Source organism: Pseudomonas arsenicoxydans, assembly GCF_900103875.1.
Classification (GTDB): Bacteria; Pseudomonadota; Gammaproteobacteria; order Pseudomonadales; family Pseudomonadaceae; genus Aquipseudomonas; species Aquipseudomonas arsenicoxydans.
In genome coordinates, this window is sequence record NZ_LT629705.1 from 2,809,516 (window position 1) to 2,830,282 (window position 20,767).

The following is a 20,767-nucleotide window of genomic DNA, read 5'->3' on the forward strand; positions in this document are numbered from 1 at the left end:
CCAGTGACAATAGGCGCCACTTTAGTATCCTTCGAAAACTTGCCGCGTTAGACGGCTCACCACGTAGTAAGTAAACGCCATGAGCGAACGAACGACTTCTGCAAGCTGGGCGATGGGGATTGTCAAAGCACTGGAGATGGACGGCCTGGATTGTCGGGTTCTGTTCAAGCAGCTGGGGCTCGACTACGCGGCACTGGATGACCCCGATGCGCGCTTCCCGCAAGACTCCATGACACGACTGTGGCAGCGCGCGGTCGAGCTGTCCGGCAACCCCGCAATCGGCCTGAACATGGGCAAAGTGGTGCGCCCGGCGTCCTTTCATGTCGCCGGTTACGCGCTGATGTCCAGCCGGACCCTGGCCGAAGGCTTTCAACGACTGGTGCGCTATCAACGGATCATTGCCGAAAGTGCTGACCTGAGCTTCCGGTTGCTGGATGAAGGGTATGCGCTGATTCTGACGGTCCATGGCGACCATCTGCCGCCGACCCGACAAAGTGCCGAAGCATCGCTGGCCTGTGCGTTGGCGCTGTGTGGCTGGTTGACCGGGCGCACGCTGCAGCCGCGAAAAGTGCTGGTGCAGGGCGATCAGCCGAGCAATCTAGAACCCTACAAACTAGCGTTCCATGCGCCGTTGGTGTTCAACGCGCCTTATGACGCGTTGATCTTCGAACGCGCCGACATGGAGGCGCCGCTACCGACCGCCAACGAGGCGATGGCGTTGCTGCATGACCGGTTTGCCGGTGAGTATCTGGCGCGGTTTTCAGAGAGTCGGGTGACCCACAAGGCGCGGCAGGTGCTGTGCCGTTTGCTGCCCCAGGGCGAGCCCAAGCGCGACACCGTGGCGCAGACGCTGCACTTGTCGCAACGGACCCTGCAGCGACGCTTGCAGGAAGAAGGCACGAGTTTTCAGACGTTGCTGGACGACACGCGACGCGAACTGGCCGAGCAATACCTGGCGCAGCCAACCATGACGCTGCTGGAAATTGCCTACCTGTTGGGGTTTGCCGACCCGAGCAATTTCTTCCGCGCCTTTCGCCGCTGGTTCGACGCCACGCCCGGCGAGTACCGGGCGCGGCTGATGGAAACGCCCGCGCCTGTCAGTGGCGCCAGAACGCAGGAATGCACAGAACAAACACCGTAATGATCTCCAGTCGTCCCAGCAGCATGCCGAACGAGAGAATCCACTTGGCGGCGTCCGGCAGGGTGGCGAAGTTGCCCGCCGGGCCGATGGTTTCGCCCAGGCCCGGACCCACGCCGGAGACGGTACTGGCTGCGCCGGTCAGGGCGGTCATCCAGTCCACGCCGAGCAGCGACAGCAGCAATGCGATCACGCAAATGGTGATGGCGAAGAAGAACGAAAACGTCAGGATCGAACGCACGATTTCTTCGTCGAGACGGTGGCCGTTGTACTTCTGCTTGATCACCGCGCGTGGGTGAATCAGCTGATTAAGGTTGGCCTTGAGCAGAATATAGGCAACCTGGAAGCGGAAAATTTTGATCCCGCCGGCCGTCGAGCCCGAGCAACCTCCGACAAAGCCCAGATAGAAAAACAGCATCAGCGAGAAATTGCCCCAGAGGCTGTAGTCCCCCAGTGCAAAACCGGTGGTGGTCACCACCGACGTCACGTTCAGGGCCACATGGCGCAGGGCCTCGAGCCAGTGCAGTTTGGTGGTCCACCAATACCAGGTCCCCAGCACCAGCCAGGTCACCAGCAACATGCCGAGCAAACCTTGAACTTGCTGGTCCTTGATCAGTGCCCGACGGTTACCGCGCAAGGTCGCCACATACAGGGTGAACGGCAGGCTGCCGAGGATCATGATGACGATCGCCACCCAGTGCACCGCCGGTTGTGTCCACTTCGCCAGTGACTGGTCGGACGTGGAGAATCCACCGGTGGAAATCGCTGACATGGCGTGGTTGATCGCATCGAACGGACTCATCCCGGCCCACCAGAGCGCGAGGCTGCCCAGAACGGTAATGCCGACATAGGCCGCCACGATCAGGCGCGCCACCATGTGCGAACGGGGCATGATTTTTTCGGAACGGTCCGACGACTCCGTCTGAAACAGCCGCATGCCACCGATGCGCAGCAACGGCAGAATCGCGACCGCCATGCCGATGAAGCCGATGCCGCCGATCCAGTGCAGTAGCGAACGCCACATCAGGATGCCGGGGGACATGGTGTCCAGGCCCGTGAGCACCGTCGACCCGGTGGCGGTAATGCCGGACATGCTTTCGAAGAACGAGTCGGTGTAGCTGATGCGCTGAGTCAGCAGAAAGGGCAGCGCAGCGAAGATGCACACCACCACCCAGCTGCTGACGGTCAGCAAATACATGTCTCGTGGACGCAGGTGTACATGTTCCGGGCGACCGGGGATGACCAGTGCAAGGCCGGCGACAAAGGTAATCATGCTCGCCCAGAGGAACGATGGCAGGTCGCTGGTGCGGTCGAAAATCACCAGCGTGGCCATGGGCACGACCATGGCGATGGCCAGCGTGATCAGGAAGATGCCGATGATGAAACCAATAGTCCGTAAGGTCGGCAACGCCATGAAGTCCGCTCGGGCTGATAATGGGAAGGGCGCCATTCTACCCGTGGGGCCTGCTATGTAAACCGGCACTCCCGAGGTGGTTACCGCTAGAATAGCCAAACATTTTTTACAGGAGGTGGCCGATGCAGGCTCTCGACGCTTTGCTCAACCGTGTTTCCGTTCCACGACTGATCGACCCGGCACCCACCGCGGAACAACGCGAAGTGCTGTTCGCCGCCGCGATGCGCGCACCCGACCACGGCCACTTGCAGCCTTGGCGCTTCCTGACAGTCGAAGGCGCGGCGCGTGAGCAAATGGGCGAGTTGCTGGCTGAAGCGGCGAAGCTGCAGGACAGCGACGTGTCGGAAGCGGCGCTGGACAAGGCGCGTAACGGTCCATTGCGCGCGCCGTTGGTGGTGGTGGTGATCGCGCGGTTGCAGGATCACATCAAGTATCCGAAGTCCGAGCAGTTGCTGGCAGCGGGGTGTGCGGCTCACGGGATTTTGCTGGCTGCGTATGCGCAAGGCATTGGCGCGGTGTGGCGCACAGGTGATCTGGCCTATTCGGCGCATGTTGCCAAAAGGTTGGGGCTGGCGGACGGTGAGCAGGTCATCGCGTTTCTCTATCTCGGCACGCCGCAGAAAGAACCGCGCGTAGCGGAGAAGGTCAATCTGGCCGAATTCGTCAGCGCATGGCCAGGCAAGGGCTGAAGATCAAGAGATCGCAGCCTCGTTGCACTCGACAGCTCCTACAGAGGGCGTGCAGCCCTTGTCCTATATCGGCACGCCGCAGAAAGAACCGCGCGTGGCGTTCGTCAGCGCATGGCCAGGTAAGGGCTGAAGATCAAGAGATCGCAGCCTCGTTGCACTCGACAGCTCCTACAAGGGCTATGCGTCCCTCTGTAGGAGCTGTCGAGTGCAACGAGGCTGCGATCTTTTAGCATCACCACTGCACTAGGGTTGAACCACCGCCCCCGGCACCAACGGTAATTCCAGGCTGGCGATGAACCCGCCATCCGGGTGATTGGCCAGCACCAGGCTCCCGCCGTGGCGCTCTGCCGCCCGGCGCGCAATCGCCAATCCAAGGCCATGTCCGGGTGCTGTTTGCCCGGGAGCGCGGTAGAACGGCTCGCCCAACTGACTCAAGTGCCCGGCATCGACACCCGGCCCATGGTCACGCACGCTGACCACGATCCGCTCGCCCTGACGCACCGCCTGCATTTCAATCGCCTGACCCACCGGGTTGAATCGCTGAGCGTTGCGCAGCAGGTTATCCACGGCGCGTTCGATCATCGTCGGCCAACCCTTGAGGTTCAGCTGCGGTTCGGCCTCGAGGTGTACGTTTTGCTCCGGCGAACCCAATTGCGCATCCTTTTGCAGGGTGTTGAGCAGGGCATTGAGATCAACGTCTTCGGCGCTGGCGTTGTCGGCATCGACTCGCGCCAACACCAGAATTTCACTGATCAACGCTTCCAGCCGATCACACTCGCGCGTCAGGCGCGGTGCCAGTTTTTCCCGTTCCTCGGGCGTGGCCCGTTCGGCCAGTGCCAGCGCTATGCGCAGTCGGGCGAGAGGGGAGCGCAATTCGTGGGAAACGTCGCGCAGTAATTGCCGCTGGCTACCGATCAAACTTTGCAGGCGCGCACCCATGCGGTTGAAGTCGTTGGCCAGCACGCCAAATTCATCGCGGCGGTTGGCCAGTTTCACCAGGCTGTTCTGCTGATAGGTGGTTTGCCCCAAATCATGCACCGCGCCGCGCAAGCGACTCAGCGGTCGGGTGATGGACAAGGTGACGAACAGGCTGAAAAGGGTCAGCACCACCAATGCAATACCCAATGCGCTCAACGGCCAGAGCAGGCTTTCGCGGTGCCAGGCGTCCAGTTCCGGGTGTGGAATGCGGTAGATCAGCAGGTAGGTGTCGCCGGTTTTGTCACTGGTGTATTCGGCGGTCAGGCGCCGCCACGGCAGGCGCCGGTCGTCATTGTTCTGTCGTGCTTCGAAGGCTGCCGCACGACGGGGGAATGTGCCGCGCACCACGGGATCGCCGCTCTCGTTAAGCACTTGAACGTCGATGTGATATTGGCGTTTGCGCTGTTCCAGAATGTCCTGGGCCGCTTCCTCGCCCTGAGATTCGTAGGTTTGCGTCCACTGTTCGGCCAGGTTGTTGAGGCCCGGGTGGCGACTGAGTATCCACGCGTCCTGGTTAAGCATGTGCCCGAGCAGAATGGACAATCCCGCAACCAGAGCGATGGCCAGCCAGAAGCTGGCCAGAATACGCCAGAACAATGAGCGCACAGGAAATCCTCGAACAATCACAGATCAGTGTGGAAGCGGCATCGCCGCTCCCGCATTGGAACAGATGGCAAAAGGACCCGACGGGTTTAGCCGTCGGGTCCGGGGTTAGCGCATTATTGCGCTTTTGGCTGTTGCTGCTGTTGCTGCGCTTTCCAGGCCTTGAACTCAGCCCATTCGGCGCGACGCTCAGCCTGTTTTTTCTGGATCTCGTCGAATTTCTTCTGTTGATCCGGTTTCAGCAGGGCGCGCACATCGGCTTCGGCTTTCTTGTGGTTGGCGGCCATTTCGTCTTTCATGGCTTTCTGGTCGGCTGGCGATAGTTTTTCCAGGTATTTTTCGACCAGTTGCTTACGCTCGTGCATCTGCTCGCCCATGATCTTGCGGATCTGGTCGCGCTGTTCGCGGCTCAGGTCGAGCTGGCTGTACGGGCCTTTGCCGTGCATGCCGTGCATCTGACCGCCGTGGTGCGAACCGTCCATCGGGCCACCCATCGGGCCGGCACCTTCAGGCGAAGCCATGGCAATGGTCGGCAGAGCGGCAGCGAACATCAGAGCGATAAGAGTCTTGCGCATGGTGTATCTCCTTGTCTCGTTCCCGGTACGTTCCGGATGAGTACAGATTACGAGGATCAAGGTAAGCGGCGGTCAGCGCAGCGTAAAGCTTGGGTAAAGACGATTTCTCGCCGACCTGACAAATCTTACAGGCTGTAGTAATAACCGCGGCTACGCAGGGCAATGATGCGCGGACGGCCGTCGGGGTGCGGGCCGATCTTTTTGCGCAGGTTGCTGACGTGCATGTCCAGGCTGCGGTCGTACAGGGTCAGTTTGCGACCGAGGGCGATTTGCGCCAGTTCCTGCTTGTCCAGCGGCTCGCCAGGTTGCTTGAGCAGGGCTTCGAGCAGGCGGCTTTCGGAGACGGTGAGGGTGAATTCCTGTTCGTCGATGCTGACCACACCGCGCACCGGGCTGAAACACAGGTCGCCCAGTTCGAGCTGGCTCGACACGGCCGCCGGATGACTGCGGCGCAATACGGCGCGCAGACGGGCTGTCAGTTCCCGCGGGTCGCACGGCTTGGCCAGGTAATCGTCGGCGCCCAGTTCCAGGCCGAGGATGCGATCCAGTGGCTCGCCACGGGCCGAGAGCATCAGCACCGGCAAATCGGGATGATCGCTGCGCAATTGCTTGAGCAGCTCCAGGCCGCTGCCGTCGGGCAGCATCACGTCCAGCACCACGGCCGCCGGAGACGTTTCGGCCAGCGCACGGCGGGCACTCTGGCCGTCGTGACAGGCACGGACCTGAAAGCCTTCCTGGCTCAGCCAACTGCTCAGGAGCTCACACAGCTCCTGGTCATCATCAATTAATAACAGCTCGCTCATGACTCACTCAATTTAGCCATTGCCTACGTTTTCTCGTGGCACCGCTGGCGAAGATACCGCAGAGCAGTGCCAAAAGCGCAACTGCGGCGCCAATGACGAACCATTGCTGTTGATCGGTCAGCAGGCGTGGCAGCGGGTTGCTGGCCTGGGTTTCCTTGAGTTGCAGCTTGAGGCGCTGATTCTCTTGGCGCAACCGGGTCAGTTGAGCGCTTTCACGTTCGTTATCGGTATTTTGCAGTTGTTTGCTCAGTTCTTCTCGTTGCTGTTCGCTCACCTTCAAGCGTTGTTGCAACTCGGTGATCTGGCTGCCGGCGCTCAATGACAACGGCGTCGAACCGGCGCCCTCGGCGCGTTCCTCACCGTGGGCAGGGGCCACAATCGACAACGTCACCAACATCAGACACAACGGACCTTTGCGCATCGCCACTCCTGATTCCAATACGAGTATTGGGCAGGTTGTCGGCAGTCAAACGAGAATAATGAGCGTTGAGAGCGCGATGAACCGACAAGGTTCACCGCGAGACAGGACTTTATGGCAGGACTTGCTTGAACGGCTTGACCGAAACGTTGGCGTAGACGCCTGCGGCGATGTAAGGATCCGCATCTGCCCAAGCTTGTGCCGCGCTCAGGGAATCGAACTCGGCGACGATCAGGCTGCCGGTGAAACCCGCAGCGCCCGGATCATTGCTGTCGACCGCCGGGTGCGGACCGGCCAACACGATACGCCCTTCGCCCTTGAGCACTTGCAGGCGCTCAAGGTGTGCAGGCCGTGCGGCCAGGCGGGCTTGGAGGGAGTCGGCAACGTCTGTGGCAATGATTGCGTAAAGCATGTCAGTCCTCGGTTTTTGGCGTTGTGGTATCGGCGTCATGCAGGTGGCGGGACAGGTAAATGCCCTGGCCGACCAGGAACAGCAACGTCATGCCCAGGCTGCCGAAGACCTTGAAGTCGACCCAGTAGCTCTGGAACGTGAACGCGACGAACAGGTTGGCGGCACCGCAAAACAGGAAAAATCCGATCCAGGCGATGTTCAGGCGCGTCCAGATCGGGTCCGGCAGCGTCAGTGCGTGGCCCATGATGCGCTTGATCAGCAGTTGGTCGCCGATGAAGTGGCTGCCAATGAAGGCCAGGGCGAACAGCCAGTTGACCACCGGCGCTTTCCATTTAAGGAAGGTCTCGCTGTGGAACGCCAATGTCAGGCTACCGAACACCAGACAGGCAATGAGGGTCAGCCACTGGCTCTTCTCCAGCTTGCGCTGCTTGATGAACAGCGCGCCGTAAACCACCAGGGAGCTGATGATCAGCATCGCGGTGGCGCTGTAGATACCGCCTACAGTCACTTCATGGCCGGCGACGTCGACGACCCGTGGATCGATCTTGAAGACGATGAAAAACAGCAGAAGCGGGATGAAATCGATGAATTGTTTCACAGTGGCAGCCAGAAGCAGGATGTGGCGGCATAATAACAAACATATGGGCGCGCGATAGCGCCAGCTGATTTGAGGTAACACATCCCCGTGAATGTCGATTTGCACTGCCATAGCACCGCTTCCGATGGCGCACTCGCGCCGGCAGTTCTGGTTGCGCGTGCGTACGAGAAAGGCGTGCGAGTCCTGGCCTTGACCGATCACGACACCCTGGAAGGCCTCGATGAGGCCCGCACCGCCGCGTCCGAACTGGGAATGCAGCTGGTCAATGGCGTTGAATTGTCCTGCACCTGGGGTGGGGCGACCATTCATGTGCTGGGCTACGGGTTTGATGTCAATGCCGCACCGTTGGTCGAGGCCATCGCCAAATTGCACGATGGCCGCTGGCTACGGTCCGAAGAAATAAGCCGCAAGCTGGCGTTGAAAGGCATGCCGGGAGCGCTGGACGGTGCCCGGGCCATGCAGCAAGAGCTGGGTGACAGCGGCAACGCGCCGGCCCGTCCGCATTTCGCCGACTGGATGGTGCGTGAAGGTTTCGTCAAGGATCGCGCCGAAGCGTTCCGTAAATGGCTGGGCGCCGGCAAGCTGGGCGACGTCAAGCAACACTGGCCGACGCTCGAAGACACGGTCGAAACCCTCAGGGCCGCGCAAGCTTGGGTCAGCCTGGCGCATCCGTGGCACTACGATTTCACTCGCAGCAAGCGCCGCCGCCTGATTTCTGACTATATTCAAGCTGGGGGCCACGCTATCGAAGTGGTCAATGGCCATCAGCCCGCCGAACAAGTGGGCAGCCTGGCGATTCTCGCCCGTGAATTCGGTCTGCTGGTCAGCGCCGGCAGTGATTTTCATGGCCCTGGAGGCTGGTCCGAGATCGGTGAATATCGCCCGCTCCCGGAGGATCTGCCACCACTGTGGTGTCGATTCAAACATGACCCAATTATTGCCGCCGTCTGAACAGGTAGAGAATGTGAGTCAATTTTTCCAGATTCATCCGGAAAACCCGCAAGCGCGCCTGATCAAACAGGCTGTCGAGATCATCCGCAAAGGCGGGGTGGTGATTTATCCCACAGACTCGTCCTACGCGATTGGTTGCCAGATCGGCGACAAGAACGCCGTGGAGCGCGTGCGCCGGTTGCGCGGGCTGGACGACAAGCACAACTTCGCGCTGATTTGCAGCGACCTGTCGCAACTGGGGGTGTTCGCCAAGATTGATACCGGACTTTTCCGGTTGCTCAAGGCCCACCTGCCGGGACCGTACACCTTCATTCTGAACGCCACCCGCGAAGTCCCGCGGCTGTTGCTGCATCCGAAAAAACGCACCATCGGCCTGCGGGTGCCAAGCCATCCGATAGCCTTGGCGCTGCTTGAAGAACTCGGTGAGCCGCTGATGAGCGTGACCCTGATCCTGCCCGGCGAAACCGATCCGATGACCGATCCTTACGAAATGCGCCAGGCACTCGAGCATCAGGTCGACCTGATCATTGATGGCGGTTTCGGCGGGATCAAGGCGTCTACCGTGATCAACCTCGCCGACGGCGAGCCGGAAGTGATCCGCGTTGGTTGCGGCGACCCTGCGCCGTTCATGGCCGAGGCGTAGATGTCCGCAGTAGAACCCGTTGACAGTCAGGCCGGCGCCCAGCAGGAGCTGCCCTTCGCCATGGTTTATGGCCAGGCGGTCATGGAGATGCCGCTGGACCTGTACATCCCGCCGGACGCGCTCGAGGTTTTTCTCGAAGCCTTCGAAGGTCCTCTCGACCTGCTGCTGTACCTGATCCGCAAACAGAACATCAACATCCTCGACATCCCGGTGGCGGAAATCACCCGTCAGTACATGGGGTATGTCGAGTTGATGCAGTCGGTGCGCCTGGAACTGGCCGCCGAGTACCTGGTGATGGCCGCGATGCTGGCCGAGATCAAGTCGCGGATGTTGCTGCCGCGTGCCGAAACCATCGAAGACGAAGAAGACGACCCGCGCGCCGAGCTGATCCGGCGCTTGCAGGAGTACGAACGCTTCAAGGCGGCCGCCGAAGGCATCGATGGCCTGAGCCGGGTCGGGCGCGACGTGGTAGTGCCCAAGCTCGATGCGCCCGAAGCCCGGGCGCGCAAGCTGTTGCCGGACGTGCGCCTGTCAGAGCTGCTGCTGTCCATGGCCGAAGTCTTGCGCCGTGGCGACATGTTCGAAAGTCACCAGGTCAGCCGCGAGGCGCTGTCTACCCGCGAGCGTATGAGCGACGTGCTGGACCGGCTCAAGGGCGGCGGTTTCGTGCCCTTTGTCGAGCTGTTCACCGCTGAAGAAGGACGCCTGGGGGTCGTGGTGACCTTTATGGCGATCCTTGAACTGGTCAAGGAATCTTTGGTCGAGCTGGTGCAGAATGAGCCGTTCGCGGCGATCCACGTGCGAGCCCGAGCCGAATAACGAGTTGAATCATGAACCTGACTGAACCCCGCGAGCTGGCGCCACTGCTTGAAGCCTTTCTGTTGGCCTCGGGAAAACCGCAATCGCTGGAACGCCTCTTCGAACTCTTTGAAGAGGGCGAGCGACCGGAGCCGCCGGTCTTCAAGAAAGCCCTGACGATTCTGGCCAAGTCCTGCGACGGTCGCGCCTTCGAACTGAAGGAAGTGGCCTCTGGGTATCGCTTGCAGATTCGCGAAAAGTTCTCGCCGTGGGTCGGACGCTTGTGGGAAGAACGCCCGCAGCGGTATTCGCGCGCCATGCTCGAAACCATCGCCCTGATCGCCTATCGCCAGCCGATCACCCGGGGCGAGATCGAAGACGTGCGGGGCGTGGCGGTCAACAGTCACATCGTCAAGACCCTGCTGGAACGCGAGTGGATTCGCATCGTTGGTTACCGTGACGTGCCCGGCAAACCGGCGATGTTCGCCACCACCAAGGCTTTTCTCGATCACTTCAACCTGAAAAACCTCGACGATTTGCCGCCACTGGCTGACTTGCGTGAGCTGGAGCCTGATCCAGTGCTCGACTTCGACGACGCGCCAGTCCCGGCCAGCTTGCAGGAACTGGCCGATGCCAGCGCCGAACCCGAGGAGCCCAAGGAAGAAACCAGTTTCCATACGCTGTTGCTGGAACTGGACACCATGGAGGAGGGGCTCAAGACCGACTTCGACGACATTCTGCGCGATGGCGCGGTGACCGAGACTGAAGAGGTGCAGGATCAGCCTGCGCCTGAGCCAGAAATCGAGGTTGAACTTCAACCTGAGCCGGAAGCCACAATTGAAGACGATCCGGAAGAAGAGCGCGAAGACGACGTCCTCGGTGTTGCCGAAGCGCGAGAGAAACTCCTGGCCGCCGTCGCTGCACTTGAGCAGCGCAAACCCGAGCCCGAACCCGAGCTAAGCGACGAAGACGCCGAAGCCCGCGCCCTCGCTGAAGCGATCGAAGCTGAACGCCGCGAGTTCGACGACTGACGCATACCCCAAGAACGATGGCCCCCTGTGGGAGCGGGCTTGCCCGCGATTGCGGTGGGTCAGGCAACCATGATGTCGGCTGACACTCCCCCATCGCGGGCAAGCCCGCTCCCACAGGGGAATGTGTTGCCTGGAGTATTTGATGAGTTCTACAAAAGACCCCTGCATCAGCATCTGCAAATTCACCGACGACATCTGCCTCGGTTGTGGCCGCAGCAAGCGCGAGATCAGGGTCTGGAAGAAACTCGACAAGACCGACAAACATACAATCCTCGCCGAAGCCTCCTTGCGACTGATCAAACTCGGCGCCACCGGTCGGCGGAAAAACAAGTAACTCTCCATTCCTCAGCTAGTCTCTGATGCGCGAATGCTTCCATGAGCGTATGATTCGCGACCCCCGAGCGATCCCTTCGCCCAGGACTCAGTTTTACATCGCTTCAGGCAAGGCCTGAACAGACCACACCGGGAGGTGCCCAGATGAGTATCAACGACCAGAAAGACGACCAGGAAATCGGCCCTGCAGGCGAAAAGCTGCAGAAAGTCCTCGCCCGTATCGGCGTCGGCTCGCGCCGTGACGTAGAAGCCTGGATCAGTCATGGCCGCATCAAGGTCAACGGCAAAGACGCCACGCTTGGCCTGCGCGTCGACCTGCATGACGCCATCACCATCGATGGCAAGGTGATCAAGCGCGAAGAAGCCGCCGAGTCGGTACGCCGCGTGATCATGTACAACAAGCCCGACGGTGAAATCTGCACCCGTGACGACCCGGAAGGCCGTCCGACCGTGTTCGACAAAATGCCGAAACCGAAAGAAGGCCGCTGGATCAACATCGGTCGACTGGACATCAACACCACCGGTCTGCTGATGTTCACCACCGACGGTGAGCTGGCTAACCGCCTGATGCACCCGTCCTACGAAATGGACCGTGAATACGCGGTACGTGTACGTGGCGAAGTCGATGACGAGATGATCGAGCGTCTGAAAGCAGGCGTCGTTCTCGAAGACGGCCCGGCCAAGTTCACCGACATCAAGCAGGCTCCGGGCGGCGAAGGTTTCAACCACTGGTATCACTGCGTGGTAATGGAAGGTCGCAACCGCGAAGTCCGTCGCCTGTGGGAATCCCAGGGCCTGGTGGTCAGCCGTCTGAAACGCGTGCGTTTCGGTCCGGTGTTCCTGAACTCCGACCTGCCGATGGGTCGCTGGCGCGAAATGAGCCAGTACGAAGTCGACATCCTGAGTGCTGAAGTGGGCCTGACCCCGGTGGCCATGCCGCAGATGAACGCCAAGAGCAAAGACAAGCTTGAGCGTATGCAGCGCAAATCGTCCCGTCCGGTCGGCAAGACCGAACGCGTGCGTACGTTGCGCCCAGCTGCTGGCGCCCCGGCTGCCGGTCCACGTGCTCCACGTGAGCCGAAGATCGAAGGCGAGCGTCCGGCCCGCAAGCCAGTGGCACCGCGTGCCGATGGCGAGCGCGGTCCACGCACGCCGCGTCCGGCCAATGGTCGCACTGAACGTGGCGAAGGCCGCGGTGCGCCAAGCGGTGGTCGCAGTGATCGCGGTGCTCCAGCAGGTCGCGGTACGCCTGTGGCAGACCGTCCTTCGGACACCAAGCGCCCGGCCAAGCCAGCGCCGAAGAAACGCCCAGGCATCGTTCTGGTCGACAAGGACGCGCCATCGGGCAAGCGTCGCGGTGCACCAGCCGGTTCGGGCCAGCGCCCGGGCTTTGGTCGTCGCAAGCCTGAGTAATCGGTAAGCGCCCCATAAAAAACGCCAACCTTCGGGTTGGCGTTTTTTTGGGCCTGGCTTTGGTTCCAGGGTGCCTGGGCGGGCCTTATCGCGGGCAAGCCCGCTCCCACAGGTGATCGAGGTATGACATAGGAATGCGATCCACTGTGGGAGCGGGCTTGCCCGCGATGGGGCCTGTGGCCCTGTGTTGCTAGCTCTGGCTAAAACACAAACCGCCCATCAAACACTGGCTCATCATCCAGCGCCAACACGCCACTGGAAAAAATCAGATCCAGATGATGGCTGCCCTTGGCCCCGCCACCCAACCCCAGATGCAATCCGCAATGGCGTTCCTCAAACCCGGCATTGCGCGCGTACAGCGCCTTCACGCCTTCGTTGGTGCCAATCCCCAGCTCCTCGATCCGCCGATTCGATGGGTTGGCTTCCAGGTATTTGTTGAAGTCGTGTTCCAGCCCCGGCACGTCCGTGGCGATTTTGCTGATGGTCGAGTTCTCGATCCACAATTCCAGCGGTGAATCCAGCACGCCGTATTTGCGGGCAAACGGGATAGTGCTGAGGAACGTCCCCATGAACTTCACCCGGCCATTAATGGCTTCGCTGTGCGTTGCGATTTCGCCGGGGGCCAGATCAAAGTTGCCGACGCCGTTGATGTCGGTCCACTTCTTGATGCTGCTCAGCGGTGTTTCAAACCACGAGCCGTGATCATCTTTGAAACTTAAGGTGGTCGCGTGAGACATGCGCTGGATCAAGTGGCTGTTCAAGCCGGCAATACGTTGCGGCGTGACACTGAAGGTGTCGTAGAAGTAATCGCCGTAATCCTTGAACAGCAGCGACTTCTTCCAGTTCTCGGCCATTACGCCTTGCAGCGCGCGGACAAACTCCGGGCCTTCGGGCCGTGGATTGGCCAGGGTGGAAGAGTCATAGAAGAAAATGTACAGGTCGCTGTCGACAATCGCCTGAGCCAGCCTTTCTGTCGGTTCGAGGTCCAGGCGCAGGGTGCTGAAACAAAATGACTGGCTGCCAGTGGCCTGTTCAACGATGGCGCCGGTCAGCGCCTCGTAATCAGCCGTATGGCCCAGCAAGACCTTCGCCGGGTGAATCCCGGCAAGGGCAGGGTGATGTTCGAGGTAGTAAAGGAAATGCGAAATGGCGCGTTGCTTATCCATGTAGTCCTCCCTGACAAAGCGAGAAAAGTGGCGGGCACAACCAGCCGGACTATGCCCGCCAGGATGGCTTACAAAGGCCACATCGCCGTGCCGAACGGAACAACCGCATCGGCTTGCATCATTTCAACGGCGGCTTCATGGGTCGGTGCTTCAAACCAATCGTCCAGTTGCAGTTCAGTGTCCAAGTCTTTTTCAAGTGCTTGCATTGTGAATCTCCTAGATGACTTTTCGGTAAGTGCAGCGGCGCATTTTTCAGTCATTGAATAACGCGCCAACTTGCCGGTCGATGCGTCTCGGCAAGTCGCTGAAAACCTAGTTCAGGGTTTTTTAAATTGCAAAAAAATAATTAAATAAGATTTATTTGAACTTTTTATTCTGTTTTGAGGGGGCGGATTTATTAATAAAAAACAAAAAACTAACTCGACCTTCTCCGTAAGAAGCGTCCTACCGTCAATTTGCAGTCGTCCTGCGAAGCGATCTGATCTGGAAAATATACGTTACGGGTTGTAAAGAAATGCTGACGAAAATGCCCTTCAAAACCCTTGGATTGACGCGCACGGAAAGCCTGTAAGGAAAACCTGCCGTCATGACATTGTTTACCCCGGTGGCAGGGCTCTGGCCGGCTTGTTTCAGGCGCGCTGGAAGGGTGAGATGCGCCCCATGCCTGTCGTGCAGGTGCATAACAAGAAGGAGGCGCAATGAACGCCGTGACTCATCTCCATCTCTCCCTGTGGGGCGATTTTGTCGTTGCTCCCGTCGATGACCCGCAAAGGTCTGACCCTATTTATGCAGCCGCCCGAGATCCTCGGGGCGGACACAGGCAATCCCGGCAAATGACACGCTGATCCAGTGGTGTCTGGCAGCAGGGGGTTACAGGTGTACAATGCGCCGCGTTTTACCTGTGACCTCCTGCGCAAATGCGCAAATTTCGAGGCTATCCGCCTTGTTCACTCCGTCGCGTCACGAGCGTGTCGGGTTCGATTTCGTCACAGATAAAAACAAACAGGTGACGCATGACCGTAGTAAATACGCTGAACTCCTGGTGCTTGCGCTGGGGTTTGATCGGCGCTGCTTGAAAGTGCAACTGAGCAGCAACGTCTACTGAACATCATCAAACCTTGCGTGAGACCCTTTTCATGAGTGGACAAAACTCGCATTCAGGCGAGCTGAAACGCGGCCTGAAAAATCGCCATATTCAACTGATCGCCCTCGGTGGCGCGATCGGTACGGGGTTGTTCCTCGGTTCGGCCGGCGTACTCAAATCCGCCGGCCCATCGATGATCCTCGGCTATGCCATCTGCGGCTTCATCGCGTTCATGATCATGCGCCAGCTCGGCGAAATGATCGTCGAAGAGCCCGTGGCCGGATCCTTCAGCCACTTCGCGCACAAATACTGGGGCGGTTTTGCCGGCTTCCTGTCGGGCTGGAACTGCTGGATCCTGTACATTCTGGTGGGCATGTCGGAGCTGACTGCGGTCGGCAAATACATCCACTACTGGGCGCCGGACATTCCGACCTGGGTCTCCGCGGCCGGCTTCTTCGTCTTGATTAACCTGATCAACCTGGCCAACGTCAAAGTCTTTGGCGAGGCCGAGTTCTGGTTCGCGATCATCAAGGTCGTGGCGATCGTCGGCATGATTGCGTTGGGCAGCTACTTGCTGGTCAGCGGCCACGGCGGCCCGCAAGCCTCGGTGAGCAACCTGTGGTCCCACGGTGGCTTCTTCCCGAACGGCGTCAGCGGTCTGGTAATGGCGATGGCGATCATCATGTTCTCCTTCGGTGGTCTGGAAATGCTCGGCTTCACCGCCGCCGAAGCCGACAAACCGAAAACCGTGATCCCCAAAGCCATCAACCAGGTGATCTACCGGATCCTGATTTTCTACATCGGTGCGCTGGTCATTCTGCTGTCGCTGACCCCTTGGGACAGTCTGCTGGCAACTCTGAACGCGTCTGGCGATTCCTACAGCGGCAGCCCGTTCGTTCAGGTGTTCTCGATGCTCGGCAGCAACACCGCCGCGCACATCCTGAACTTCGTGGTGCTGACCGCGGCGTTGTCGGTATACAACAGCGGCACCTACTGCAACAGCCGCATGCTGCTGGGCATGGCCGAGCAGGGCGATGCGCCCAAAGCTTTGTCGAAAATCGACAAGCGCGGCGTGCCGGTGCGTTCGATCCTCGCTTCGGCGGCGGTGACGCTGATCGCCGTGCTGCTCAACTATTTGATTCCGCAAAACGCGCTGGAACTGTTGATGTCGCTGGTGGTTGCGACCCTGGTGATCAACTGGGCGATGATCAGCTTCTCGCACTTCAAGTTCCGCCAGCACATGAACAAGACCAAACAGACGCCGCTGTTCAAGGCCCTGTGGTACCCGTACGGGAACTACATCTGCCTGGCGTTCGTGGTGTTCATTCTCGGCGTGATGCTGCTGATCCCGGGGATTCAGATCTCGGTGTACGCGATCCCGGTGTGGGTGGCGTTCATGTGGGTTTGCTACGGCATCAAGAACAAGCGCAGTGCGCAACATGCGTTGCACGCGGCAAACGCCAAGTAAGCGCAGCACGCAGAAACAACAAACCCGGCCAATGTGCCGGGTTTTGTTTTCAGGCTTCACGCAAAACCCTGTGGGAGCGGGCTTGCCCGCGATGAACGATAACGCGGCACACCTGATAGACCGAAGTGTTTGAATCGCGGGCAAGCCCGCTCCCACAAGGGCCGCATTCGTTCAGTCCATTCGCGGTATCCTGCACGTTCTGAATACGGACGCTTTTCCATGCTGGTGATTTCCAACAATGTGCATCTGCCGGATGCCGAGATCGAGTTGACGGCCATTCGCGCCCAGGGCGCCGGTGGGCAGAACGTCAATAAGGTCTCCAGCGCCATGCACCTGCGCTTCGACATTGCGGCGTCGTCCTTGCCCGAGTTCTACAAGGAACGGCTGCTGGCGCTGCGTGACAGTCGCATCACCAGTGATGGGGTGTTGATCATCAAGGCCCAGCAATACCGCACGCAGGAAGCCAATCGCGCGGATGCGCTGGAACGGCTGGTCGAGTTGATTCTCAGCGCCACCAAGGTCGAAAAGAAACGCCGCCCGACCAAGCCGACCCTCGGTTCGAAGAAGCGTCGGCTCGAATCCAAGACCAAGCGCGGCAGCATCAAGGCCGGGCGCGGCAAGGTGGATTTCTAGCGGGCGTCGCGTTCTTCCCGATACTTTGGCGCCTGCCGGTACAAGTACACGCTGAGTGCCAATCCGCTCAACGCAGCGAACGCGGCGAACAGGAAGATTGAGGCAAAACCAAAGCCTGCGGCAATCGCACCGGCCAGCGGTCCGGTGATTCCCAGCGACAAATCGATGAACAACGAATAGGCCCCGACCGCCGCGCCACGGCTGGAGGCGGGCACCAGGTTGACCGCTTCAACTCCCAGCGCCGGAAATACCAGCGAGAAGCCGAAACCGCTCAATGCCGCGCCGGCCAGCGCCCAATGCGCATCCGGTGCGAGCCACAACAGCAACAAGCCCAGGGTTTCCACCGACAGGCAGGCAATTGCCACGCGAAAGCCGCCGAGGCGGTTGATCAGGTTGCCGAACAGAAGTCGCGCGCCGATGAAACTGGCGCCGAACAGGCTCAGGCACAGCACCGCGTTGTTCCAGTGTTGCGTGGCGTAATACAAGGTGATGAAGGTGGCGATGGTGCCGAAACCAATCGAGCCGAGTGCCAGGCCGCAACCATGGGGCAGTACCCGTCCCAGCACATGCATGAACGGCAGCCGTTCACCGACCACAATCGGCGCGGCAGTTTTCGGCCAGGCCAACGCAAGGCCAAGGATGGCCAGCAACACGATGCTCACGCCCATGCTCCACAAGCCCAATTGACTGACCAGCAACACGCCCAGCGGCGCGCCGACCGCCAGTGCGCCGTAACTGGCGATGCCGTTCCAGGATATGACTTTGGCGGTGTTCGCCGCACCGACCCGGCCGATGCCCCAGCCAATCGAGCCCGAACCCACCAGGCTTTCTGCGCTGCCGAGCACCAGGCGGCCGATCAACAGACTGATCAGGCTCAGCATCGGCAGGCTCTGGGTCCAAGCCGAAATTAGCATGAATACGCCGCTTAGCCCGCAACCGGCGAGGCCGTACATCACCGCGAGTTTGCTGCCCTTGTTGTCGATGATTTTCCCGGCGTACGGCCGGCTGAGCAGGGTGGCCAGGTATTGCACGCTGATCACCAACCCGGCGATCACGGCGCCAAAGCCGAGATCGCTGTGGACGTAGCCGGGCAATACGGCGAGGGGAATGCCGATGTTCAGGTAGCCGATGAAGGTAAAGAGAACGATGGAAACGACTTGCAGCGTGACCGCCAGGGGGCGCTGGTTTTCAGACATGGGTAAAGGTCCACGGGAAAGCAGGATAGATAGGCTGCTTATGATACCGGCGCGGGCGGCCGAGAGGCGTGGAAAAAGTAAAACTATTTGCCGGGTGGCGTAAGTCAGGTTTTGGTGGGGGCGACCAGTTGCGTCGTGACCAGGGCGGCCAGGGCGTTTTCTTCGCTGCCAAAACGGGCGAGCAGCGTGGCTTGTTTTTCGGGGGAAAGGCGATTCCAGATCTCGATCATTTTTTCGGCGGTGCCGATCAGGACGCTGGCTTGGGTTTCAGTGAAATCATCGCTCATGGTGTCGAACTCGCGGTTCAGGCGGTGTGGAAAGCGCATGTTAGCGCTTTCCACACGGTCTGGCATTGCGGGTGTTTCAGTCTTCGCTGTCAGCCTGGCGGCGTTCAGTGGCTTCTTTCGGCTCGGGCTGTTGGGCACCGGCTTGTTGCGTGGTTGTCTGCTCAGTTTCGTGCAGGCTTGGGAAGGGGAGATTAGGGATCTCGTGCATGTTTCGCGCTCCTCGCAAAGTCTGTTGATAGATCTGGTAGATCCGCGCTTTTACAAAGCTTGGGCAGGATACAGCAGGAGAAATGACAAATAGACTTTTATATCCATATGTTTCGACGGATGGGATTGTCTAGACAGGTCGAGAGGGGTGACGCAAAACAATGTGGGAGTGAGCCTGCTCGCGATAGCGGTGGATCAGTCAACAGATGTACCGACTGATGGATCGCTATCGCGAGCAGGCTCACTCCCACAGGAGGATGTGTTTTGCCTGAGGGTTACTTGCAGACTTCGGCGATCGCCTCAGCCAGCAGATCCAGTCGGGTTGCGTCGATTCCGGCGACGTTGGCCCGGCCAGTGCCCACCATGTAAACGCTGTGATGATCACGCAATTGTTTGACCTGCGCCGGCGACAAACCGGTGTAGGAAAACATCCCACGCTGCACGCCCATGTGCGCAAAGCGCTCACGCAAGCCGTGTGGCTCGAGCGCTTCCAGCAGACCGCTACGCAATTGGGCGATGCGCAAGCGCATGGCTTCCACCTCGTCGGCCCAAAGGCTTTTCAGCTCCGGATCGCCAAGGATGGTCGCGACCACGGCGGCGCCGTGATCTGGCGGCGTTGACCACAGGTTGCGGGCGATGTTGGCCAACTGGCTGCGGATATCCACCAGCTTCTCAGCGGTTTTCGCACAGACAATCAGCGCGCCGGTGCGGTCGCGGTACAAGCCGAAGTTCTTCGAGCAAGAGCTGGTGATCAACACTTCCGGCAACGCGTCGGCGAACAGACGGGTCGACCAGGCATCCTGTTCCAGGCCATCGCCGAAGCCTTGGTAAGCGAAATCGATCAGCGGCACCAGGTCGCGACTGCGCACCACGTCCAGCACGCGGCGCCAGTCGTCATGGGACAGGTCGAAACCGGTCGGGTTGTGGCAGCAGGCGTGCAGCAGCACCACATCGCCCTTCGGCGCTTCGTTGAGTACGGCCAGCATGGCGTCGACATCGAGGCGGTTATCGCTGCCGACGTACGGGTAATGACTGACCTTGACCCCGGCCGCCGCGAAAATGGTTTCGTGGATCGGCCAGGTCGGGTTGCTCAGCCACACGCCACGGCCGGGCAGGCAGTGGGCAATGAAGTCCGCACTCAGACGCAGCGCGCCGGTGCCACCCGGTGTCTGGGTGGCGCCAACGCGTTGTTCGGCGATCAGCGGCGAATCGGCGCCGAGCACCAATTCAATGATCGCCTTGCCGAACGCAGGCTCACCGTGGCCGCCGATGTAGGTCTTGGTGGTCTGGCGATCCACCAGGCGTTGCTCGGCGAGCTTCACGGACTGGGGAATCGGGGTCAGGCCCTGGGCGTCTTTATAGACACCCACGCCAAGGTCGAATTTGCGCGGGTTGGGGTCCTGCGCATAGGCCTCCATCAGGCCGAGAATCGGGTCGCCGGGCACTCGACCTATGGCGTCAAAATGCATTATTTGCGGCCCTCGGCGTCTTTGGCCACTTCGTCAGTGCGCGCGGCCATGATGAAATCGTTGCGGTGCAGACCCTTGATGGAGTGGCTCCACCAGGTCACGGTGACTTTGCCCCACTCGGTCAGCAGGCCCGGGTGGTGACCTTCGGCCTCGGAGATTTCGCCGACCGCGTTAGTGAACGCCAGCGCATGTTTGAAGTTCTTGAACAGGAAGATTTTTTCCAGCTGCATAACACCGTCGCGAACTTCGATGTTCCAGTCGGGGATCTGCTTGATTAGTACCGGCAATTCTTCGTCGCTGACCTGAGGGGCATCGGCGCGGCAGGCTTCGCAGTGGGCTTGGTTCAATGTGGACATGATGAGATTCCTGAAATCTGATTATTGGAATTCGACCGTCAGTACCCCCACGCTAAACCAAAGCGTCGGGTCCTGACAGGCTCACTTGATTCTAAAAGCTGCGG

General features: G+C 59.9%; 24 protein-coding genes. 10 read left to right on the forward strand and 14 right to left on the reverse strand.

Annotation, left to right across the window (positions count from 1 at the left end):
• The first annotated feature begins 79 nt into the window (after positions 1–79).
• Entirely contained in the window at positions 80–1,141 is a 1,062-nt protein-coding gene (locus BLQ41_RS13055; RefSeq protein WP_090181437.1) for an AraC family transcriptional regulator, read from the forward strand.
• Here the strand turns inward: BLQ41_RS13055 and BLQ41_RS13060 are convergent.
• Positions 1,098–2,552, reverse strand: a complete 1,455-nt coding sequence (locus BLQ41_RS13060; protein WP_090181438.1) for a TrkH family potassium uptake protein — start codon at positions 2,550–2,552, stop codon at positions 1,098–1,100. The genes BLQ41_RS13055 and BLQ41_RS13060 overlap by 44 nt on opposite strands.
• A 122-nt stretch (positions 2,553–2,674) precedes the next feature.
• Here BLQ41_RS13060 and BLQ41_RS13065 point away from each other — a divergent pair, with 122 nt between their 5' ends.
• Positions 2,675–3,241, forward strand: coding sequence for a nitroreductase family protein (locus tag BLQ41_RS13065; RefSeq protein WP_090181439.1), 567 nt, complete (start codon positions 2,675–2,677; stop codon positions 3,239–3,241).
• 243 nt (positions 3,242–3,484) lie between these two features.
• Here the strand turns inward: BLQ41_RS13065 and BLQ41_RS13070 are convergent, their stop codons facing one another.
• The 6 genes from BLQ41_RS13070 to BLQ41_RS13095 all read right to left on the reverse strand — a co-directional run bounded on the left by BLQ41_RS13070 (position 3,485) and on the right by BLQ41_RS13095 (position 7,628).
• Complete coding sequence (locus BLQ41_RS13070; protein ID WP_090181441.1) at positions 3,485–4,825, reverse strand: sensor histidine kinase; 1,341 nt, start codon at positions 4,823–4,825, stop codon at positions 3,485–3,487.
• Between the two features lie 113 nt (positions 4,826–4,938).
• On the reverse strand, positions 4,939–5,397 hold the full coding sequence (locus BLQ41_RS13075; RefSeq protein WP_090181443.1) for a Spy/CpxP family protein refolding chaperone: 459 nt from the start codon (positions 5,395–5,397) through the stop codon (positions 4,939–4,941).
• 125 nt (positions 5,398–5,522) lie between these two features.
• Positions 5,523–6,200, reverse strand: a complete 678-nt coding sequence (locus tag BLQ41_RS13080) for a response regulator transcription factor (protein ID WP_059407604.1) — start codon at positions 6,198–6,200, stop codon at positions 5,523–5,525.
• 7 nt (positions 6,201–6,207) lie between these two features.
• A complete protein-coding gene (locus tag BLQ41_RS13085; RefSeq protein ID WP_090181445.1) occupies positions 6,208–6,621 on the reverse strand; it encodes a translation initiation factor 2 in 414 nt (137 codons plus the stop codon).
• A 109-nt stretch (positions 6,622–6,730) separates the two neighbouring features.
• The gene (locus BLQ41_RS13090) at positions 6,731–7,030 is read right to left on the reverse strand and encodes a YciI family protein (protein ID WP_090181447.1); all 300 of its coding nucleotides are present in this window, start codon (positions 7,028–7,030) and stop codon (positions 6,731–6,733) included.
• Position 7,031: 1 nt separating this feature from the next.
• The gene (locus BLQ41_RS13095; protein ID WP_090181450.1) at positions 7,032–7,628 is read right to left on the reverse strand and encodes a septation protein A; all 597 of its coding nucleotides are present in this window, start codon (positions 7,626–7,628) and stop codon (positions 7,032–7,034) included.
• Positions 7,629–7,715: 87 nt separating this feature from the next.
• Here BLQ41_RS13095 and BLQ41_RS13100 point away from each other — a divergent pair, with 87 nt between their 5' ends.
• From BLQ41_RS13100 to rluB, 6 genes are all read left to right on the forward strand, one after another.
• Positions 7,716–8,579, forward strand: a complete 864-nt coding sequence (locus BLQ41_RS13100; protein WP_090181452.1) for a PHP domain-containing protein — start codon at positions 7,716–7,718, stop codon at positions 8,577–8,579.
• Between the two features lie 13 nt (positions 8,580–8,592).
• Positions 8,593–9,222, forward strand: coding sequence for an L-threonylcarbamoyladenylate synthase (locus tag BLQ41_RS13105; RefSeq protein WP_090188522.1), 630 nt, complete (start codon positions 8,593–8,595; stop codon positions 9,220–9,222).
• Between the two features lie 60 nt (positions 9,223–9,282).
• Positions 9,283–10,041 carry a segregation and condensation protein A gene (locus BLQ41_RS13110; protein ID WP_197678948.1) on the forward strand — a complete coding sequence of 253 codons (759 nt, stop codon included), beginning with the start codon at positions 9,283–9,285 and terminating at the stop codon, positions 10,039–10,041.
• 11 nt (positions 10,042–10,052) lie between these two features.
• A complete protein-coding gene (scpB, locus tag BLQ41_RS13115) occupies positions 10,053–11,051 on the forward strand; it encodes an SMC-Scp complex subunit ScpB (RefSeq protein ID WP_090181456.1) in 999 nt (332 codons plus the stop codon).
• 142 nt (positions 11,052–11,193) lie between these two features.
• A complete protein-coding gene (locus tag BLQ41_RS13120; RefSeq protein WP_090181458.1) occupies positions 11,194–11,385 on the forward strand; it encodes a DUF1289 domain-containing protein in 192 nt (63 codons plus the stop codon).
• 143 nt (positions 11,386–11,528) lie between these two features.
• A complete protein-coding gene (rluB, locus tag BLQ41_RS13125) occupies positions 11,529–12,797 on the forward strand; it encodes a 23S rRNA pseudouridine(2605) synthase RluB (RefSeq protein WP_090181460.1) in 1,269 nt (422 codons plus the stop codon).
• Positions 12,798–12,997: 200 nt separating this feature from the next.
• Here rluB and BLQ41_RS13130 read toward each other — a convergent pair whose 3' ends face one another.
• Together BLQ41_RS13130 and BLQ41_RS30675 are read right to left on the reverse strand one after the other, a co-directional pair.
• Entirely contained in the window at positions 12,998–13,963 is a 966-nt protein-coding gene (locus BLQ41_RS13130; protein WP_090181462.1) for a M29 family metallopeptidase, read from the reverse strand.
• 68 nt (positions 13,964–14,031) lie between these two features.
• The gene (locus BLQ41_RS30675; protein WP_167360483.1) at positions 14,032–14,169 is read right to left on the reverse strand and encodes a hypothetical protein; all 138 of its coding nucleotides are present in this window, start codon (positions 14,167–14,169) and stop codon (positions 14,032–14,034) included.
• Positions 14,170–15,099: 930 nt separating this feature from the next.
• Here BLQ41_RS30675 and BLQ41_RS13135 point away from each other — a divergent pair.
• Both BLQ41_RS13135 and arfB read left to right on the forward strand, forming a co-directional pair.
• Positions 15,100–16,515: an amino acid permease gene (locus BLQ41_RS13135; protein ID WP_090181464.1), complete on the forward strand. Its 1,416-nt coding sequence runs from the start codon at positions 15,100–15,102 to the stop codon at positions 16,513–16,515.
• 219 nt (positions 16,516–16,734) lie between these two features.
• A complete protein-coding gene (gene arfB / locus BLQ41_RS13140; RefSeq protein ID WP_090181465.1) occupies positions 16,735–17,148 on the forward strand; it encodes an alternative ribosome rescue aminoacyl-tRNA hydrolase ArfB in 414 nt (137 codons plus the stop codon).
• Here the strand turns inward: arfB and BLQ41_RS13145 are convergent.
• From BLQ41_RS13145 to BLQ41_RS13160, 5 genes are all read right to left on the reverse strand, one after another.
• On the reverse strand, positions 17,145–18,344 hold the full coding sequence (locus BLQ41_RS13145) for an MFS transporter (RefSeq protein WP_090181467.1): 1,200 nt from the start codon (positions 18,342–18,344) through the stop codon (positions 17,145–17,147). The two genes, arfB and BLQ41_RS13145, sit on opposite strands and share 4 nt — an antisense overlap.
• 104 nt (positions 18,345–18,448) lie before the next feature.
• Complete coding sequence (locus BLQ41_RS13150) at positions 18,449–18,631, reverse strand: hypothetical protein (RefSeq protein WP_090188525.1); 183 nt, start codon at positions 18,629–18,631, stop codon at positions 18,449–18,451.
• Between the two features lie 76 nt (positions 18,632–18,707).
• Complete coding sequence (locus tag BLQ41_RS31120) at positions 18,708–18,839, reverse strand: hypothetical protein (RefSeq protein WP_010461912.1); 132 nt, start codon at positions 18,837–18,839, stop codon at positions 18,708–18,710.
• 274 nt (positions 18,840–19,113) lie between these two features.
• Positions 19,114–20,307: an amino acid aminotransferase gene (locus tag BLQ41_RS13155; RefSeq protein ID WP_090181469.1), complete on the reverse strand. Its 1,194-nt coding sequence runs from the start codon at positions 20,305–20,307 to the stop codon at positions 19,114–19,116.
• Positions 20,307–20,663, reverse strand: a complete 357-nt coding sequence (locus tag BLQ41_RS13160) for a 4a-hydroxytetrahydrobiopterin dehydratase (RefSeq protein WP_064679132.1) — start codon at positions 20,661–20,663, stop codon at positions 20,307–20,309. Before BLQ41_RS13160 ends, BLQ41_RS13155 begins: the two co-directional genes overlap by 1 nt.
• Between the last annotated feature and the right edge of the window lie 104 nt (positions 20,664–20,767).

What these genes read in the sequence shown, in the direction of transcription:
- scpB (WP_090181456.1), top strand. Translation starts at nt 10,053, where the DNA reads ATGAACCTGACTGAACCCCGCGAGCTGGCGCCACTGCTTGAAGCCTTT.
- BLQ41_RS13055 (WP_090181437.1), top strand. Translation starts at nt 80, where the DNA reads ATGAGCGAACGAACGACTTCTGCAAGCTGGGCGATGGGGATTGTCAAA.
- BLQ41_RS13120 (WP_090181458.1), top strand. Translation starts at nt 11,194, where the DNA reads ATGAGTTCTACAAAAGACCCCTGCATCAGCATCTGCAAATTCACCGAC.
- BLQ41_RS13130 (WP_090181462.1), bottom strand. Translation starts at nt 13,963, where the DNA reads ATGGATAAGCAACGCGCCATTTCGCATTTCCTTTACTACCTCGAACAT.
- BLQ41_RS13160 (WP_064679132.1), bottom strand. Translation starts at nt 20,663, where the DNA reads ATGTCCACATTGAACCAAGCCCACTGCGAAGCCTGCCGCGCCGATGCC.
- BLQ41_RS13135 (WP_090181464.1), top strand. Translation starts at nt 15,100, where the DNA reads ATGAGTGGACAAAACTCGCATTCAGGCGAGCTGAAACGCGGCCTGAAA.
- BLQ41_RS31120 (WP_010461912.1), bottom strand. Translation starts at nt 18,839, where the DNA reads ATGCACGAGATCCCTAATCTCCCCTTCCCAAGCCTGCACGAAACTGAG.
- BLQ41_RS13060 (WP_090181438.1), bottom strand. Translation starts at nt 2,552, where the DNA reads ATGGCGTTGCCGACCTTACGGACTATTGGTTTCATCATCGGCATCTTC.
- BLQ41_RS30675 (WP_167360483.1), bottom strand. Translation starts at nt 14,169, where the DNA reads ATGCAAGCACTTGAAAAAGACTTGGACACTGAACTGCAACTGGACGAT.
- BLQ41_RS13155 (WP_090181469.1), bottom strand. Translation starts at nt 20,307, where the DNA reads ATGCATTTTGACGCCATAGGTCGAGTGCCCGGCGACCCGATTCTCGGC.
- arfB (WP_090181465.1), top strand. Translation starts at nt 16,735, where the DNA reads ATGCTGGTGATTTCCAACAATGTGCATCTGCCGGATGCCGAGATCGAG.
- BLQ41_RS13150 (WP_090188525.1), bottom strand. Translation starts at nt 18,631, where the DNA reads ATGAGCGATGATTTCACTGAAACCCAAGCCAGCGTCCTGATCGGCACC.
- BLQ41_RS13110 (WP_197678948.1), top strand. Translation starts at nt 9,283, where the DNA reads ATGGTTTATGGCCAGGCGGTCATGGAGATGCCGCTGGACCTGTACATC.
- BLQ41_RS13075 (WP_090181443.1), bottom strand. Translation starts at nt 5,397, where the DNA reads ATGCGCAAGACTCTTATCGCTCTGATGTTCGCTGCCGCTCTGCCGACC.
- BLQ41_RS13145 (WP_090181467.1), bottom strand. Translation starts at nt 18,344, where the DNA reads ATGTCTGAAAACCAGCGCCCCCTGGCGGTCACGCTGCAAGTCGTTTCC.
- BLQ41_RS13090 (WP_090181447.1), bottom strand. Translation starts at nt 7,030, where the DNA reads ATGCTTTACGCAATCATTGCCACAGACGTTGCCGACTCCCTCCAAGCC.
- BLQ41_RS13065 (WP_090181439.1), top strand. Translation starts at nt 2,675, where the DNA reads ATGCAGGCTCTCGACGCTTTGCTCAACCGTGTTTCCGTTCCACGACTG.
- rluB (WP_090181460.1), top strand. Translation starts at nt 11,529, where the DNA reads ATGAGTATCAACGACCAGAAAGACGACCAGGAAATCGGCCCTGCAGGC.
- BLQ41_RS13085 (WP_090181445.1), bottom strand. Translation starts at nt 6,621, where the DNA reads ATGCGCAAAGGTCCGTTGTGTCTGATGTTGGTGACGTTGTCGATTGTG.
- BLQ41_RS13080 (WP_059407604.1), bottom strand. Translation starts at nt 6,200, where the DNA reads ATGAGCGAGCTGTTATTAATTGATGATGACCAGGAGCTGTGTGAGCTC.